The organism is Bradyrhizobium sp. CB82 (assembly GCF_029714405.1).
GTDB lineage: Bacteria > Pseudomonadota > Alphaproteobacteria > Rhizobiales > Xanthobacteraceae > Bradyrhizobium.
This window is the reverse complement of record NZ_CP121650.1, coordinates 7,199,067-7,216,294: the sequence shown is the minus strand read 5'-3', so window position 1 is coordinate 7,216,294 and position 17,228 is coordinate 7,199,067. Positions and strand designations below refer to the sequence as shown.

15 protein-coding genes are annotated in these 17,228 nt (G+C 63.5%); 9 read left to right on the top strand and 6 right to left on the bottom strand.

Going from position 1 to position 17,228, the window contains the following annotated elements; translation table 11 throughout:
• The first annotated feature begins 95 nt into the window (after positions 1-95).
• The 3 genes from QA640_RS34870 to ybaK all read left to right on the top strand — a co-directional run bounded on the left by QA640_RS34870 (position 96) and on the right by ybaK (position 5,391).
• Entirely contained in the window at positions 96-1,799 is a 1,704-nt protein-coding gene (locus QA640_RS34870) for an NADH-ubiquinone oxidoreductase-F iron-sulfur binding region domain-containing protein (RefSeq protein ID WP_283037329.1), read from the top strand.
• Positions 1,796-4,561 carry a formate dehydrogenase subunit alpha gene (fdhF, locus tag QA640_RS34865; protein ID WP_283037328.1) on the top strand — a complete coding sequence of 922 codons (2,766 nt, stop codon included), beginning with the start codon at positions 1,796-1,798 and terminating at the stop codon, positions 4,559-4,561. Before QA640_RS34870 ends, fdhF begins: the two co-directional genes overlap by 4 nt.
• A gap of 356 nt (positions 4,562-4,917) precedes the next feature.
• A complete protein-coding gene (gene ybaK / locus QA640_RS34860) occupies positions 4,918-5,391 on the top strand; it encodes a Cys-tRNA(Pro) deacylase (protein WP_283037327.1) in 474 nt (157 codons plus the stop codon).
• A gap of 391 nt (positions 5,392-5,782) precedes the next feature.
• Here the strand turns inward: ybaK and QA640_RS34855 are convergent, their stop codons facing one another.
• Positions 5,783-6,463: a GntR family transcriptional regulator gene (locus QA640_RS34855; protein WP_283037326.1), complete on the bottom strand. Its 681-nt coding sequence runs from the start codon at positions 6,461-6,463 to the stop codon at positions 5,783-5,785.
• A 142-nt stretch (positions 6,464-6,605) separates the two neighbouring features.
• On the opposite strand from QA640_RS34855, the gene tcuA reads away from it, so the two are divergent.
• Positions 6,606-7,997, top strand: coding sequence for an FAD-dependent tricarballylate dehydrogenase TcuA (tcuA, locus tag QA640_RS34850; RefSeq protein WP_283037325.1), 1,392 nt, complete (start codon positions 6,606-6,608; stop codon positions 7,995-7,997).
• Positions 7,984-9,084: a tricarballylate utilization 4Fe-4S protein TcuB gene (gene tcuB / locus QA640_RS34845; protein WP_283037324.1), complete on the top strand. Its 1,101-nt coding sequence runs from the start codon at positions 7,984-7,986 to the stop codon at positions 9,082-9,084. The genes tcuA and tcuB overlap by 14 nt, the downstream gene beginning before the upstream one ends.
• A gap of 345 nt (positions 9,085-9,429) precedes the next feature.
• Here tcuB and pncB read toward each other — a convergent pair whose 3' ends face one another.
• Positions 9,430-10,734: a nicotinate phosphoribosyltransferase gene (gene pncB, locus QA640_RS34840; RefSeq protein ID WP_283037323.1), complete on the bottom strand. Its 1,305-nt coding sequence runs from the start codon at positions 10,732-10,734 to the stop codon at positions 9,430-9,432.
• A gap of 67 nt (positions 10,735-10,801) precedes the next feature.
• Positions 10,802-11,731 carry a LysR family transcriptional regulator gene (locus QA640_RS34835; protein ID WP_283037322.1) on the bottom strand — a complete coding sequence of 310 codons (930 nt, stop codon included), beginning with the start codon at positions 11,729-11,731 and terminating at the stop codon, positions 10,802-10,804.
• Between the two features lie 90 nt (positions 11,732-11,821).
• On the opposite strand from QA640_RS34835, the gene pcaH reads away from it, so the two are divergent.
• From pcaH to QA640_RS34820, 3 genes are all read left to right on the top strand, one after another.
• Positions 11,822-12,619 (top strand): protocatechuate 3,4-dioxygenase subunit beta, encoded by a 798-nt coding sequence (gene pcaH, locus QA640_RS34830; RefSeq protein ID WP_283037321.1) that lies wholly within the window; start codon positions 11,822-11,824, stop codon positions 12,617-12,619.
• Between the two features lie 4 nt (positions 12,620-12,623).
• On the top strand, positions 12,624-13,250 hold the full coding sequence (gene pcaG, locus QA640_RS34825) for a protocatechuate 3,4-dioxygenase subunit alpha (RefSeq protein ID WP_283037320.1): 627 nt from the start codon (positions 12,624-12,626) through the stop codon (positions 13,248-13,250).
• Between the two features lie 268 nt (positions 13,251-13,518).
• Positions 13,519-14,058 carry a hypothetical protein gene (locus tag QA640_RS34820; RefSeq protein WP_283037319.1) on the top strand — a complete coding sequence of 180 codons (540 nt, stop codon included), beginning with the start codon at positions 13,519-13,521 and terminating at the stop codon, positions 14,056-14,058.
• Positions 14,059-14,098: 40 nt separating this feature from the next.
• Here the strand turns inward: QA640_RS34820 and QA640_RS34815 are convergent, their stop codons facing one another.
• Positions 14,099-15,001 carry a helix-turn-helix domain-containing protein gene (locus QA640_RS34815; protein WP_283037318.1) on the bottom strand — a complete coding sequence of 301 codons (903 nt, stop codon included), beginning with the start codon at positions 14,999-15,001 and terminating at the stop codon, positions 14,099-14,101.
• A gap of 50 nt (positions 15,002-15,051) precedes the next feature.
• On the opposite strand from QA640_RS34815, the gene pobA reads away from it, so the two are divergent.
• Positions 15,052-16,224 (top strand): 4-hydroxybenzoate 3-monooxygenase, encoded by a 1,173-nt coding sequence (gene pobA / locus QA640_RS34810; RefSeq protein WP_283037317.1) that lies wholly within the window; start codon positions 15,052-15,054, stop codon positions 16,222-16,224.
• 146 nt (positions 16,225-16,370) lie between these two features.
• On the opposite strand, the gene QA640_RS34805 is transcribed toward pobA, so the two are convergent.
• Positions 16,371-16,727 carry an MTH938/NDUFAF3 family protein gene (locus QA640_RS34805; protein ID WP_283037316.1) on the bottom strand — a complete coding sequence of 119 codons (357 nt, stop codon included), beginning with the start codon at positions 16,725-16,727 and terminating at the stop codon, positions 16,371-16,373.
• 175 nt (positions 16,728-16,902) lie between these two features.
• On the bottom strand, positions 16,903-17,196 hold the full coding sequence (locus QA640_RS34800) for a GYD domain-containing protein (protein ID WP_283037315.1): 294 nt from the start codon (positions 17,194-17,196) through the stop codon (positions 16,903-16,905).
• Positions 17,197-17,228 lie beyond the last annotated feature (32 nt).

Below are 17,228 nucleotides of genomic sequence, written 5' to 3'. Positions count from 1 at the left end.
TTAAATGCTTATTGGAACACAAGAATTCTCTTGGCATCTGGTATGCCAAGAGCTAGACTTGGAGTTGTTCTAAAGAAGGGATACGAGACGCATCGATGAGCCACGACGTGCACCAGGTCCGCTCGTTCGAACATCCGGGCGAGGGACGGAAGCGAGCCAAGGCCACGTCCAAGGGGCGGCAGGTCGACCCGACCGCCGCCCATGAGATCGAGCAATTGCTCGGCAACAGGCCCCGCCGGCGCGACCTGCTCATCGAATATCTCCACCTGATCCAGGATAGGTATCACCAGATCTCGGCCGCGCATCTCGCAGCGCTCGCCGACGAGATGGAGCTCGCCTTCGCCGAGGTGTTCGAGACCGCCACCTTCTATGCGCATTTTGACGTCGTGAAGGAGGGCGAGCCTGACATCGCGCCGCTTACCATCCGCGTCTGCGACTCCTTGACCTGCGCGATGCTCGGCGGCGAGAAGCTGCTCGAGGACCTCCAGCGCGCGAGCGGCCCCCGAATCCGTGTCGTGCGCGCGCCCTGTGTCGGCCGCTGCGATACGGCGCCTGCGGCCGAGGTCGGCCACAACTTCATCGATCAGGCTACCGTGGGCAACGTGCTGGCCGCTGCGAAAGCCGGCGACACCCACGCGCATCTGCCGAAATATATCGACTACGACGCCTATGTCGCGGCCGGCGGCTACAAGCTTCTCAATCGCCTGCGCTCCGGCGAACTGCCGAAGGATGACCTGCTGAAGGCGCTTGACGATGCGTCGCTGCGTGGACTTGGTGGCGCGGGTTTTCCTACGGGACGCAAATGGCGCGCGGTGCTGGGGGAGCCCGGTCCGCGGCTGATGGCGATCAATGGCGACGAGGGCGAGCCCGGCACGTTCAAGGACCGCTACTATCTCGAAACCGATCCGCATCGCTTCATCGAGGGCATGCTGATCGGTGCACACGTGGTCGAAGCCTCCAACGTCTACATCTACATTCGCGATGAATATCCAGCCTCGCGCGAGATTCTGGAACGTGAGATCGCTAAGCTGCCGGCGCGCGGTCCGACGCTGCATATGCGGCGCGGGGCGGGCGCCTATATCTGCGGCGAGGAATCCTCGCTGCTCGAAAGCATCGAGGGCAAGCGCGGCCTGCCCCGGCACAAGCCGCCATATCCGTTCCAGGTCGGCCTGTTCGGCCTGCCGACGCTGATCAACAATATCGAGACGTTGTGGTGGGTGCGCGACATCGTCGAGAAGGGGGCCGACTGGTGGAAGGGCCACGGCCGTCATGAGCGCCATGGCCTGCGCAGCTTCTCGGTCTCGGGCCGTGTCAAGAATCCCGGCATGAAGCTGGCGCCCGCCGGGATTACCGTGCGCGAGCTGATCGACGAATATTGCGGCGGCATGGCCGATGGCCACACGTTCTACGCCTATTTGCCGGGCGGGGCGTCCGGCGGCATCCTGCCGGCGTCGATGGATGAGATCCCCCTCGATTTCGGCACGCTGGAAAAATACGGCTGCTTCATTGGCTCTGCCGCGATCGTGATCCTGTCGCAAAAGGACAACGTCAGGTCCGCCGCACTGAACCTGATGAAGTTCTTCGAGGACGAGAGCTGCGGCCAGTGCACGCCGTGCCGCGTCGGAACCCAGAAAGCGGCACTCCTGATGCAGCGGCCGGTCTGGAACCGTGCCCTGCTGGACGAATTGAGCCAGGCGATGCGCGATGCCTCGATCTGTGGGCTCGGTCAGGCGGCATCGAATCCGCTTGTCTCCGTGATCAAATATTTCCCCGACGAGTTCAAGGAAGCGGCCGAATGACCAGGATTGCGTTCGAGCTCGACGGCAAGCAGGTTGAAGCGGGTCCCGGCGAGACCATCTGGCAGGTGGCCAAGCGCCAGGGCCGCGACATCCCGCATCTGTGCTATTCGCCGGCTCCCGATTATCGGCCCGACGGCAATTGCCGCGCCTGCATGGTCGAGATCGAAGGCGAGCGCGTGCTCGCCGCCTCCTGCAAGCGCACCCCGTCGGTCGGCATGAAGGTAAAGACCGAGAGCGCCCGCGCAGTCGCTGCGCAGAAGATGGTGATGGAGCTGCTCGTCGCAGACCAGCCGGCGCGCGAAACCTCGCACGATCCAGACTCGAAGTTCTGGCGCTGGGCCGAGACCACCGGCGTTACCGAAAGCCGCTTCCCGGCGGCCGAGCGTTGGGCAACCGATGCCAGCCATCCGGCGATGCGCGTCAATCTCGATGCCTGCATCCAGTGCGGGCTGTGCGTGCGCGCCTGCCGCGAGGTGCAGGTCAACGACGTTATCGGCATGGCTTATCGTAATCACGATTCGAAAATCGTGTTCGACTTCGACGATCCAATGGGCGAGTCCACCTGCGTGGCCTGCGGCGAATGCGTGCAGGCCTGCCCGACCGGCGCCCTGATGCCGGCCGTGATGCTCGACGAGAAGCAGGCGCGCGTCACCTATGCCGACAGGAAGGTCGATTCGCTCTGCCCGTTCTGCGGTGTCGGTTGCCAGGTGACCTATGAGGTCAAGGACGAGAAGGTGATCTATGCCGAGGGGCGCGATGGCCCCGCCAATCACAACCGTCTTTGCGTCAAGGGCCGCTTCGGCTTCGACTATATCCATCATCCGCATCGCCTGACGAAGCCGCTGGTGCGGCTGCCGAACGCGAGGAAGGACGCCAACGACCAGGTCGATCCCGCCAACCCCTTCACCCATTTCCGCGAAGCGTCGTGGGAGGAAGCTCTCGACATCGCGGCCAAGGGCCTCGTCAAGATCCGCGATATCAACGGCGTGAAGGCGCTGGCTGGCTTCGGCTCGGCCAAGGGCTCCAATGAAGAGGCCTATCTGTTCCAGAAGCTGGTGCGTACCGGTTTCGGCTCGAACAACGTCGATCACTGCACGCGGCTGTGCCACGCCTCGTCAGTCGCGGCTCTGTTCGAAGGCTTGAGCTCGGGCGCGGTGTCGGCGCCGTTCGCCGCCGCGATGGATGCCGAAGTGATCTGGGTGATCGGTGCCAACCCGACCGTGAACCATCCGGTCGCAGCGACCTACATCAAGAACGCGGCGAAGAAGGGCGCAAAACTCTTCGTCATGGATCCCCGTCGGCAGGCGTTGTCGCGCCACGCCACCAAGCATTTGCAGTTCAAGCCTGGTGCCGACGTCGCGATGCTGAATGCGATGATCAACACGATCATCACCGAAGGCCTGACCGACGATCAGTATATCGCCGGGTATACAGAGGGTTTTGAGGATCTGAAGGAGAAGATCAAGGAATTCACGCCGGAGAAGATGGCGCCGATCTGCGGCATCCCGGCGCAGACGCTGCGCGAGGTGGCGCGAATCTACGCGCGCGCCAAATCCTCGATCATCTTCTGGGGCATGGGCATCAGCCAGCACGTCCACGGCACCGACAATGCACGCTGCCTGATCGCGCTCGCGCTGATCACCGGCCAGGTCGGCCGTCCCGGCACCGGCCTGCATCCGCTGCGCGGTCAGAACAACGTTCAGGGTGCGTCCGACGCCGGCCTGATCCCGATGTTCCTGCCCGACTATCAGCCGGTCGGGCGTGACGACATGCGCGGCAATTTCGAGAAGCTATGGCAGCAGGATCTCGATCCCGTGCGCGGCCTGACCGTCGTCGAGATCATGAATGCGATCCATGCCGGCGAGATCAAGGGCATGTATATCGAGGGCGAGAATCCCGCGATGTCCGATCCCGATCTCCAGCATGCGCGCGAGGCGCTCGCCATGCTGGATCATCTCGTTGTGCAGGATCTCTTCGTCACGGAGACCGCGTTCCACGCCGACGTCATCCTTCCGGCCTCGGCGTTTGCGGAAAAGGAGGGCTCCTTCACCAACACGGATCGCCGCGTGCAGCTCGCGCGCCAGGTCATCAAGCCGCCGGGCGATGCGCGGCAGGATCTCTGGATCATCCAGGAGATCGGCAAGCGGATGGGCTTGCCGTGGAATTATTCGGGTCCCGGCGACGTCTATACCGAGATGGCGGAGTTGATGCCGTCGCTCAAGAACATCAGCTGGGAGCGGCTGGTGCGCGAGGGCGCCGTCACCTATCCGGCCGACGCTCCCGACAAGCCCGGCAACGAGATCATCTTCACAACGGGCTTCCCGACTGCGAGCGGCCGCGGCAAGATCGTGCCGGCCAAGGTGATTCCGCCGGACGAGTTGCCGGACGACGAATATCCGATGGTGCTCTCGACCGGTCGCGTGCTCGAGCACTGGCACACCGGCTCGATGACGCGTCGCGCGCAGGTGCTCGACCAGATTGAACCGGAGGCGGTGGCCTTCATGTCGCCGAAGGACATGCGCAAGAAAAAGCTCGTGCCCGGCGACTTCATTCGCCTGCAGACCCGCCGCGGCGCGGTCGAGGTCAAGGTCCGCTCCGACCGCGACGTGCCGGAGAACATGGTGTTCATGCCGTTCTGCTACGCGGAAGCGGCCGCCAATCTCCTCACCAACCCGGCGCTCGATCCCTTTGGCAAGATCCCCGAGTTCAAGTTCTGCGCCGCGCGCGCCGAACGCGTCGAGATGCGCGACGCGGCGGAATAGGGCTCACAGCCAACTTGCGACAGTTGCGGCGAGCTCCGCCCCACGATCGCTGTCATGCCCCGGCTTGACCGGGGCATCCAGTATGACGCGGTCCCTCCGTACCTCTCTCTCTCTCTCTCTCTCTCTCTCTCTCTCTCTCTCTCTCTCTCTCTCTCTCTCTCTCTCTCTCTCTCTCTCTCTCTCTCCCTCTCTCTCTCTCTGGAATACTGGATCGCCCGACCAAGTCGGGCGATGACGGTTGAGAGTGTGTGCGCTCGTCATTGCGATGGTAGCGAAGCAATCCAGAATCTCGCCACGGAAAGACTGGATTGCTTCGTCGCTTCGCTCCTCGCCATGTCGGTGATAGATGATGACGCATGTCCAAAGTGACCCCCGCCACACGCGCGCTCGCCGCTGCCTCCGTATCCTTCACCGTCCACGCCTATGACTATGATCCCGACGCCGAGAGTATCGGGCTTCAGGCTGCTGCCGCGCTTGGTGAGGATCCGGCACGGGTACTGAAGACGCTAATGGCGCTCGTCGATGGCAAGCCGGTTTGCGTCGTCGTTCCTTCCGACCGGGAAGTCTCGATGAAGAAGCTCGCGGCCGCCGCCGGAGGCAAGTCGGCGCAAATGATGAAGTCGCTTGAGGCCGAGCGCGTCACCGGCTTCAAGGTCGGTGGCATCAGCCCGTTCGGGCAGCGGCGCGCGGTGAAGACCATCATCGACGAGGGCGCGCTCGCGCACCACCTCGTCTACGTCAATGGCGGGCAGCGCGGCTTGCAGGTGCGGCTCAGCCCGCGCGAGGTGCGCGACGTCTTGAAGGCCGTGGCCGCCGATGTACTGGCCTGATCCACATGGGATCAGACCGGCACCTCCGCCATCATCCGAGCCATATGAACGGGAATGTCCCGTCGGGATGCTCGGAAGGTTGCGGCGCACGGATGTGCGATGCAGGCGTTTCGCGGGTCCGACAGGCATGTGCGGCTGGCCGCGTTGGCACAACTCGCGCGCCCTCGGTCGGACGGGCCGTCGCCGCAACGGGAGCGGCGGTAAGTGCAACTGTGCCGACCGCGAGCGCTGCCAACGCCAGGACAGCGCAGCGCATCTTGCAGACAGTCATGGGAATTCTCCTTGCAACAGTTGCGGCAGGCTCCGACAGCCCGTCGTTCATCCCAGAGATCGCGATGGCCGCGATCCCATTCCCACAAGGTTTCGTGATCGATCGTCCCGTGACGTCTCGCTATTGCTTCTGCAAGAGCTTCAGCCTGCATCGCAGCGCCTCACGAATGTGGGCGCGCGCCAGTTTTTCGGCATTGTCGCCGTCGCGGGCGGCAATGGCGCCGATGATGCCCAGATGCTCCCTGTGGCTGGTCTCGGGCCGGCCGTTGACGGAGAACGTGGTCGGGCCGAGCAGCGCGATCCAGTCCTGGAGTTCCCTGGATGCATTGTCGAGATAGCGGTTGCGTGCGGCTCGGCAGATCGCCTCGTGGAAGGCGCGGTTGAGCCTGGCCATCTCGGCGGCGTCGCCGGAGGTTTCGGTAAGGGCCTGCTCGATATCCGTCATCGCGTCGATCTCGAGGCGTGAGGCGTGCTCGGCGGCGAGCCGGGCCGCCGCGCCCTCCAGGATCTCGCGCATGGTGTAGAGCTCGAGCACCTCGGAAATGTCGAGATCGCGGACGATCACCCCGCGACCCGCAGCCGGCTGCACGAAGCCGCGCGCGGCGAGCCGCCCCAGTGCCTCGCGCACCGGCGTGCGGCTGACATTGAGCCGCTGCGCGACCTCCTCCTCTCGCAAGCGGTCGCCGGCGCGGTAGCTGCCGGCCTGGAGTGCCTCGCACAGCGTGCGGAACACGGCTTCGCCCAGTGCCACACCGGAATCGCGATCGATCGTTCCGCTTGTCTTCGCGGGGCGCCTGGCCATGCTCCCTCCGATCCTGGCGCATCGTTCCCATGCAAATCGGAGCGTTGCGCAACTCTTGTATATCTTTGTATACAAAAGTGCGCAATGGCGGTAACGTCAGAAAACATCGAATGGCTCCAGCTCTGGGGATCTGTCAGGCAGGATGAGCAAAAAATACGACGTGCTGGTGATCGGCGGCGGCAATGCGGCGCTCTGCGCCGCAATCGCCGCGCGGCGCGGCGGCGCCTCAGTCGTCGTGCTGGAAGGCGCGCCGAAATTCTATCGCGGCGGCAATACGCGCCACACCCGCAACATGCGCTGCGCCCATGACGCCGCGACCGAGATCCTGACCGGCCCGTATACCGAAGAGGAGTTCTGGAAGGACCTGCTGCTGGTGACGGGCGGACAGACCGACGAGGAGCTGGCGCGCCACATGATCCGGGAGTCCAAGGACATCCTGAACTGGATCGTGGAGCAGGGCGTGCGCTGGCAACCCTCGCTCGGCGGCACGCTCAGCCTCGGGCGCACCAACTCCTTCTTCCTCGGCGGCGGCCGGGCGATGCTCAATGCGCTGTATCTCACCGCCGAGCAGCTCGGCGTCGAGATCCATTACGACGCCGAGGTCACCGATCTCGTCATCGAGGACGGTATGTTTCTGGCTGCGCGTCTGAAGCGGCCGATCGATGGCGCAAACGAGATCCGAGCGACCTCGCTGGTCGCTGCCGCCGGCGGCTTCGAGGCCAACATCGAATGGCTGAAGGAATATTGGGGCGATGCTGCCGACAATTTCCTGATCCGCGGCACGCCCTATAACCGCGGCTCCATCCTGAAGATGCTGCTTGCCAAGGGGGTACAGGACGTCGGAGATCCCACCCAGTGCCACGCGGTCGCGATCGATGCGCGGGCGCCGAAATTCGACGGCGGTATCATCACACGGCACGACTCCGTCGTGTTCGGCATCGTCGTCAACAAGCATGCGCAGCGCTTCTATGATGAGGGCGAGGACATCTGGCCGAAGCGTTACGCGATCTGGGGCCGACTGGTCGCGGCGCAGCCGGACCAGATCGCCTACATCATCTTCGACTCGACCGTCGTCACGAGTTTCATGCCGACTCTGTTCCCGCCGATCGCGGGGCAGACGGTTGCCGAACTCGCCGGCAAGCTCGATCTCGATCCGGCGGCGCTGGAAAAAACCGTCGCCGATTTCAACGCCGCGGTGCGGCCCGGTATCTTCGATCACACCATTCTCGACGACTGCCGCACCGAGGGCATCACGCCGCCGAAGACGCATTGGGCGCGGCGGATCGAGACGCCGCCCTATCTCGCCTATCCGGTGCGTCCCGGAATCACATTCACTTATCTCGGTACGCGCGTGACCAGGGAAGCGCGCATGCTGATGAAGGACGGCAAGCCATCGGCCAACATGTTCGCGGCCGGCGAGATCATGGCTGGCAACGTGCTGGGCAAGGGCTATGCCGCCGGCATGGGCATGACCATCGGCAGCGTGTTCGGGCGAATCGCAGGACGGGAAGCGGCGAAACATGCACGGAACTAGGATTCTTGACGAAGCCGATCGTCTGATGACGGTCTGCAATTCCTGCCGCTACTGCGAGGGCCTGTGCGCGGTGTTTCCCGCGATGGAGATGCGACGCGCCTTCTCCGACGGCGACCTCAACTATCTCGCCCATCTCTGCCACGCCTGTGGCGCCTGCTACGTCGATTGCCAGTTCTCGCCGCCGCACGAGTTCAACGTCAATGTTCCGAAGACGCTTGCCGTTGCTCGCGCGGAGTCCTATGCGGCCTATGCCTGGCCGCGAGCCCTGTCCGGCGTGTTCGCGCGCAATGGTCTCGTCATCAGCCTCATGGCCGCGCTCAGCATGGCCGCCTTCATCCTCGGCTTTGCGGCGGCGCACGACCGTGACGTTTTATTCGGCGTTCACACCGGCCCCGGCGCCTTCTACAAGCTGATGCCGCACAACGCGATGGCGGCACTATTCGGCGCCGCGTTACTTTACGCGATCCTGGCGCTGGTGATGAGCGTTCGCACATTCTGGCGCGACATCGGCGCGCCGATCGGCGGCCGCGCGGATAGTGGCTCAATCTTTCAGGCGATCCGCGATGCCGGCGAGCTCCGCTATCTCCATGGCGGCGGCGTCGGCTGCTACAATGAGGACGACCGGCCGACCGACCGACGCAAGCTCTACCATCACCTCACCTTCTATGGCTTCCTGCTGTGCTTTGCCGCGACATGCGTCGGCACGCTCTATCACTACCTGCTCGGGCGCGAGGCGCCGTATCCATGGTGGGACTTGCCGGTCGTGCTCGGCACGCTCGGCGGCATCGGCCTCGTCGTCGGACCGATCGGTCTGTTTGCCGCCAGGATGCAGCGAGATAGCGAGCTGCTCGATGAGGGCCGTTACGGCATGGATGTCGGCTTCATCGCCATGGTGTTTCTGAACGGCATCACCGGCCTCGCGCTACTGAGCCTGCGCGAGACCGCTGCGATGGGCCCGCTGCTCGCACTGCATCTCGGCGCGGTGTTCGCGCTGTTCATTACCATGCCCTACGGCAAGTTCGTGCACGGCATCTACCGCTTCACGGCCCTGGTGCGCTATGCGCAGGAACGGCGCAGCGCAAGCTAGCCTTGAGCCCTTTGACGGCGACCTCGTCCATTTCGTCGGCGATCGTGTGATCCCCGTCTCCAGCCAAGCGGTCGACGCAGCGCATTTCGGCTACCTCGGCCGCAGCCGACAAAGCTCTGGAATGCCTGCCGGCGGCGCCATTCCGGTCAGGCGTTCGCGCACCAGCATGGCGAGCGCTGAAAATGTCCGGGGAACGCGGATGACGGTAAATGGGCTATGAAACTTGCGGTGGTAGACCGGCAAAAACGCCACGCGGCCGGAACTTGCCGGTAAACATGCTGGCGCACGCCGCGGATCATCCAGGCGCAATTTACCCGATTGAAAGCTTTGGAGCTCCGCGAGGCGTCAGACCAGCACGGCCTTGCGCACGCGGCCGGCGTCGCCGAACACACGCAAATAGCGCTCGATCTCGGACGGCATGCCGGTCGCCTTCTCCGGATTGTCGGAAAGCTTTACGGCCGGCTGTCCGTCGACCGACGACACCTTGCAGACGAGTGAGATCGGATCGAGATTGACCGAGCCATCGGGCGGGCAGCCGACGAAATCATTGGTCAGGTTGGTGCCCCAGCCGAAGGAGAGACGTACCCGGCCCGAGAAGTGATGGTAGGTCTCCTCGATCGAGCCGACATCCATCGCATCGGAAAAGACGAGCAGCTTGTCTTTGGGATTGCGGCCCTTCCTCTCCCACCATTTGATGATCTCTTCGCCGGCCTGGATCGGCGGCGCGCTGTCGGGCCGGAAGCCGGTCCAGTCGGCCACCCATTCCGGTGCATCGCGCAGAAAGGCTTTGGTGCCGAAAGCGTCGGGCAGCGCGATCAGGAGGTTGCCGCCATAGGTCTGGCGCCACTGGTCGAGAATGCGATAGGGCGCGAAGCGCAGCTCCTCGTCGTCCTTGGCGAGCCCGGCTGCGACCATCGGCAGCTCGTGCGCATTGGTGCCGATCGCCTCGAGATCATTGTCCATGGCGAGCAGGACGTTGGAGGTGCCGATGAAGGATGGCCCGAGCCCTTCCTTCACCGCCTCGACACACCAGCGCTGCCAGAGGAAGCCGTGGCGCCGGCGCGTGCCGAAATCGGAGAGCCTCAGGTTTTCGAGCTGGCGGAGCCGCTCGACCTTGGTCCACAGCTTGGCCTTGGCGCGGGCGTAGAGCACGTCGAGCTCGAAGCGGCCGCGGCCCTTGATCGCCGAGCGCGAGCGCAGCTCGTTGAGGATCGCGAGCGCCGGGATCTCCCACATCGTGGTGTGGGTCCAGGGACCGTGGAAGTGCAATTCGTACTGCCCCTCGACCTTGCGCAGCTCGTATTCGGGCAAGCGGAATTCGGCGAGCCAGCGGATGAAGTCGGCCGAGAACATGTGGGTCTTGCCGTAGAAGGTGTTACCGGCAAGCCAGATCAGCTCTTTCTTGGTGAATCGGATGGTGCGGGCGTGGTCGAGCTGGGCGCGCAGTTCGCCCTCGTCGATGATCTCGGCAAGGCGCACATGGCGCGAGCGGTTGATCACCGAGAATGTCACCCTTTGATCCGGGTAGAATTCCCGAATCATTTGTAACATCAACAGCTTGTAGAAGTCGGTGTCGAGCAGGCTGCGGACGATCGGGTCCAGCCGCCAGCTGTGGTTATAGGTTCGGCTCGCTATATCGGTCACGGTCATGGCCGAATTCTAGCGTGGCTGATGCGGCGCAACCAGTGGGTTTGGCGAGGGGAGGGTCGGCCGCTCTTCATGCCGCCGCGGCCGTCGCCGCGACCGCCTCGAGCTGGCTCCGGATCCAGCGATGAGCCGGGTCCTTCTGGTAACGCTGGTGCCAGACCATGAACATCGGCAGTTCGGCGAGCATTTTTGCACGTGAGGCAAGCGGAATGTGCACATGCGCGAAGTCGCGCATCAGGCCCCTTGCAAGCAGGCTCGGCATGCTCGCCAGCATGTCGGTGCCACGCAGGAAGGACGGCACGCCGGAGAAGCTCGGCACTGATATCGCGATGTCGCGGTGGAAGCCGTTTGCCGCAAGCCTGCGGTCGAAGTCGAGCCGCTCGTTGTCGGTATAGACCACGGTGACGTGGCGCGCGGCGAGATAGGCACTGCGCGTCACCGGCGCCGAACGCGCAGTTCGGTCGTAGTAGCAGACGTAGTGATCTCGCAGCAGGCGCTTCTGCACGATGTCGATGCCGGATGGCGGCAGCGGGCTGATCAGGAGGTCACAGCGGTTCTCGCGCAACATGGCAGGCGAGGGGGATTTCGAAGGGATCACGCGCAAATTCAGGCTCTTCACCCGGGCTGCGACATGGCCAAAGAAGCGCGGCAGCAACAGGTCGCGCTGGAAATCATTGGCGGCGATCGTGAGCGACACATTCGCCGCTTTCGGCTCGAAGGTGACGCCGCCGGCAAAGCTCCGCATCTCGTCGATCAGCGCGCGCGCCTTGGCGGCCAGCGCCTGGGCGTGCGCAGTAGCGACGATGCCGCGGCCGGATTTGGCGAACAGGGGATCGCCGGCGATGCGCCGCAGCTTTTTCAGCCCGTGGCTGACGGCGGATTGGGTGAGGCCGAGCCGGGTCGCGGCGGCCGTCACCGAACCCTCTTCCAGCACGGCGAGAAACAGCGACAGCGAATGGCCATCGAGGGCCAAATGATCGATTTCTCTCATGCAATACATTATAATTCATCTATTTATCTTGAGAATAGGGCGGCGCATGCTCTCCCGATAAGCCGCGCCCGACCGGGCGCCAGAGGGAGACAACGCCAGATGACCGCCCAGGCCGCTCGTATCGCAGCCGCGCAGGACGCCCGCCTCAACCGCCCCGAGCCGTTCACGCCGCCGCTTGGCGACGGCGGCTTCTTCCAGCGCGACCGTTCCATCCATCCGCCGGCGCACGCACCCGGCTACAAATCCTCGGTGCTGCGCTCCCCGCGCCAGTCGCTGCTCTCGCTGGAGAACTCGATCTCGGAGATCACCGGGCCGGTGTTCGGTCACAACGACCTCGGGCCGCTCGACAACGACCTGATCCGCAACTATGCCAAGGACGGCGATCCCGTCGGCGAGCGCATCATCGTGCACGGCCGGGTGATGGACGAGACCGGCCGCGGCGTGGCCCACACGCTGGTGGAGTTCTGGCAGGCCAATGCCGGCGGCCGCTACCGGCACAAGAAGGACACGTATCTGGCGCCGATCGATCCGAATTTCGGCGGCTGCGGCCGCGCGCTCACCGACGATAGCGGCTACTACTACTTCCGCACCATCAAGCCCGGCCCCTATCCCTGGCGCAATTACGTCAACAGCTGGCGCCCGGCGCACATCCACTTCTCGGTGTTCGGCTCGGGCTTCGCGCAGCGGCTGATCACCCAGATGTATTTCGAGGGCGATCCCCTGATCCCGGTCTGCCCGATCCTCACGACGATCCCGGACAAGGACGCGCTCGACCGTCTCGTCGCCCCGCTCGATCTCAATGCCAGTACGCCGTTCGACTCGCTCACCTACCGCTTCGACATCGTGCTGCGCGGAGCGCGCTCCACCTATTTCGAAAATCGCCCGGAAGGAAACTGAAGTCATGGCGCAGCCGCTCAACTACCTCAAGGAAACCGCCTCCCAGACCGCCGGGCCCTACGTCCATATCGGGCTGATCCCGGGCATGGCCGGCTTCGACATATTCGAGAAGAACTTCTCCAACGTGCTCGTCACGCCGAACACCAAGGGCGAGCGCATTACGCTGGAGGGCCGCGTGCTCGACGGCACCGGCACGCCGCTGCGCGACGTGCTTCTGGAGATCTGGCAGGCCAATGCGGCCGGCCGCTACAACCATCCGGCCGACCGCTCGGCCGGGGCACTGGAGGAGGACTTTCGCGGCTGGGGTCGCGCGGGTTCGGATTTCGACAGCGGACTGATCACCTTCGAGACGATCAAGCCGGGTGCGATCACCGATAAAGCGGGACGCAAATGTGCCCCGCACGTCAATGTCTGGATCGTCGCCCGCGGCATCAATATCGGGCTCAACACGCGGCTCTATTTCTCGGATGAAGAGGCCGCCAACGCCGCCGATCCCGTGCTCAACCTGGTCGAGCAGCCGGTGCGGCGATCGACCCTGATCGCCAAGCGCAGCGAGCGCGCCGGCAAGGTCGTGTACGCCTTCACGATCAATCTACAGGGGCCCGAGGAGACCGTGTTCTTCGACGTCTGACGCCCTTCAATGCCTCACGAGAATCCGGCCTCGTCCAACGACGAGGCCGGATTTTTTGCGAAAAGCCCACACGGAGTGGTTCACAGCTGTTCTCACACGCTGTTCGCGGACGGATGCGCGAATCGCGCGCCACGATTGCCGTGGCGGTGCTGAGAAGCGTTTTCGAACGCTCCGAAGACGGCGATCGGTCTTTGTTTAGACCAAATTTCGCCAAACTGGTATTGGCCCTTAAGCGCTGGGGCAGGGACCGTTCAATATGGAGTCCTGCATGTTTAAGCCTGTTCTTGTTGCGTTTCTGTTTGTCATGACCAGTACAATCGCTTCGGAAGCACGTCCTTCCCGCACCAGCACGGCACCGGAATGCAATGTGACGATGCCGTGCGACTTCTCATATTCTCAGGTTCGTCGCGAGAGAGTTTCGCTGGACACGCGACGAACGCACCTCGTGATGCGAGGAGCAGTCGCCGACGCTCCAACCGCCGTGAGTGAGGTGAATGTTTCCGGCACCCAGATCGTCGGCGGTCGCCCATCCGGATGCCCGCGGAGTTTCTGTGGTTGCGGCGCTGCCTTGCATGTCTTCGGCCGTATCGTCCCGGAATTGAACCTTGCGGCCAACTGGCTGCGCTTTCCGCGGACATCGCCCGCGCCGGGGATGGTTGCGGCCCGCCGTGGACACGTCTTCGTCTTGGAGCAACACCTCCAGGGCGACATGTGGATGGCGTACGATGCCAATTCAGGCGGTCGCTCAACGCGAATTCACGCGCGGTCACTGCGAGGGTACACCGTCGTCAATCCGCACGCGACGTAACGACAATCAGTTCGCCAGGTTGCTCCCCGCCCAGAAATCATCATTCATCGCCATGTAGCTGCGCGCGAAACGCGCGCGGCGAAAGTCCGGTGGCGGCGGCGTAGACCCGGCTGAAATAGGCGGGATCCTCGAAGCCGAGCGCGTATGCGATCGTCGACACCGGCAGGTTGGTGTAGACGAGGTTGCGCCGCGCCTCGCGGATCAGCCGGTTGAGGATCAGGTGCGAAGCGGTGTCTCCGGTGGCAGTACGCGTGATCCGGTTGAGATGGGTTGGCGTCACCGACAGCGCCTTGGCATAGTCCGCAACGCTCCAGCGCTCGAGATGTCGCGCTTCCAGCAGCCCCTCGAAGCGGCGAAACAGGTCGGAATCCGCTGATCCGCTGCCGCTGCTCTTGCCGACGAGTTCGCGTGCCACGAGGCCAATCACCGCCGCCGACAACGCGCGCAGCACGTGCGCCCGGCCGAAGCTCCGCCCTGCGTGCTCGGCAAAGATCTGCTTCATGGTGGTGCGGATCTGAGGCGTGCCGCGCACCACGGCCGATTGCGACAGCGCGCCGCGCAGACCTTCCGAGGCGAGTAGTGCCTCGTCGAGAATTTCGGCTGCGATCGTCAGCACCCAACCTTGAGTATCGGGCACGAAGCGGAAGCCATGGACGTGGCCGACCGGCACGTTGACGATCTGCATCGGTTTGAGCGGCACCAGGCGCCCGTCGAGCGTCGCCTCGCCGCCGCCGCGCTCGATCAGCAGCACCTGGTGCAGCCGCGCGTGGCGGTGCACGGCGAGCGTCCAATCATGCAGCACGGATCGGGAGGCGATGGTCTCGCAATGCACGACGTCGGGCAGATCGCCGGATTCGCCGAACAAATTGTAGACCTTGATGGCCGATGTCGAGGGGGCAGGTGGCATGTTCGAATTGTACAAGATAAAGGCCGATCCCTCCATCGGTTTGCCGGGCGAAATCTGCGAAAAACGCGCAAACGGAGGACGGGAAAATGAAAGTTCAGGTCTGTATCATCGGCGGCGGCCCGTCGGGACTGCTGTTGTCCCAACTCCTGCACCTGAAGGGCATCGACACGGTCGTGCTGGAGAAATACAGCCGTGACCATGTGCTCGCGCGCATCCGCGCAGGTGTGCTGGAGCACGGCTTTGCCAAGCTGATGCGCGAGGCGCAGTGCGGCGAGCGGATGGACCGTGAAGGCGAGATCCACAAGGGGTTCGAGATCGCCCATGACGGCGTGCTCTCGCATATCGACCTTCACAAACACTCCGGTGGCAATTCGGTGCTGGTCTACGGCCAGACCGAGCTGACACGCGATCTCTACGAGGCGCGCGATCGTCTCGGCGGCAAGGTCGTGCACAATGCCGAGGACGTCACGCCGCACGATCTGAAGTCGGACAGGCCGTTCGTGACCTATCGTGCGAACGGGCAGACCATCCGCGTCGATTGTGACTACGTCGTCGGCGCCGACGGCTTCCACGGCGTCAGCCGCAAGTCGATCCCGAAGGATGTATTGCGCGAATACGAGAAGGTCTATCCGTTCGGCTGGCTCGGCGTCCTGTCACGCACCAAGCCGGTCTCGCCGGAATTGATCTATGTGAAGCACGAGCGCGGCTTTGCGCTGTGTTCCCTGCGTTCACAGGTGCTCAGCCGCTACTACATTCAGGTGCCGCTGACCGACAAGGTGGAGGACTGGCCGGACGAGATGTTCTGGGCCGAGTTGAAGTGCCGCTTGCCGGACGCGGTCGCCGCGCACCTGACCACCGGGCCATCGATCGAGAAGAGCATCGCGCCCCTGCGCAGCTTCGTCGCCGAGCCGATGAGCTATGGCCGGCTGTTCCTCGCGGGGGACGCCGCCCACATCGTGCCGCCGACCGGCGCGCGCGGGCTCAATAGCGCAGCCTCCGACATCTACTATCTCTATCACGCGATGATTGCCCATTATCAGAAGGGCGACGATTCCGGGCTTGAGGGCTATTCAGCGAAGGCGCTGGCGCGGATCTGGAAGGCGCAGCGCTTCTCGTGGTGGATGACGATGATGCTGCATCGTTTCCCCGACCGGATCGAATACGAGGACAAGCTCCAGCAGACGGAATTGAGCTATCTGTTCTCGTCCGAAACGGCGCAGCGGGTCTTGGCGGAGAACTATGTGGGGTTGCCGTTTTGAGGCTTTGGAAACGGATCGATCCGAGCGCAGGCGCATTCTCACCCTTCCAGGAGAAGGTAAGAAAGGTGTCCGTCCCATCGCTTGTTCAACGTCGCTATTGTCCTCCGGCGTGCTGAACCGGCGTCCAACCTTCTGGCGTCGGATGTTCAGCAGGTCACGTGAAAAAGACCAATCTTCCTCGCATGTGAGTGGTTGAACGTATCAATCGCCTTGGGCGTCGGTTCGAGCAGGACGGTGCAGCCCTTTTTCGCAAAGTATGCCTCAGCTTCCGGCGATAGATGCACATTGCCCTCTTGGCCGGTGCCAAGAACGAGCTGCTCGCATCCGTCCTCAAAGACGAACTTCGCTTCGTCCTTCGAGAGGACGTGCGAGGTGCCGTAGTACTTCTTCGACAGCTTTTTCTTCCGCTTTGCCACCTCGCCGGACAGGCGAATAATCACGTCGTGATCATAGGTCTTTCCGTCAATCGTGATCGTGCCGAATGTAGTGCCCTCGATCTCCATGGCCTGACCTCCTCATGATCTCGGCGCCAGGTCTCGCTTTCGCTTCGGCAGCCGAGCCGGGTATCGATGTCGGAAGCGCCCGTCGATCGCGTCTCCCTGAGGCATCGGCCGCCGGGCGCTGCAGTCACGGCCGCGCCAACTGACTGCGCGCAGGCCGTTCGAGAGTCCGAAGCTGCTACGGGAGCTCGGATATCAGCTTGCTCCACTCGGCTTCGGTCCAGGCGCGTGAGGTGCTGGTACGCACATTGCCGAGAGAACCGAGCGCAAGTGCGAATTTTGTGATGTGATCGCCGAGCGGTGCTTCGGCGAGGACCAAGATGTCATGCGCACCCGAGGTGAGATAGACTTCCTTGATCTCGACTCCGACTTTCCTGGCAAGGGCTTTCGCAGCCTCGCTGCGCTTGGGCGCATCCTTGACGTTACGAATTCCCTGGTCGGTCCAGTTGATCGTCAATATGAACGTCGCCATGTCGATCCTCCATGGGTTACATCTGCGCGTCG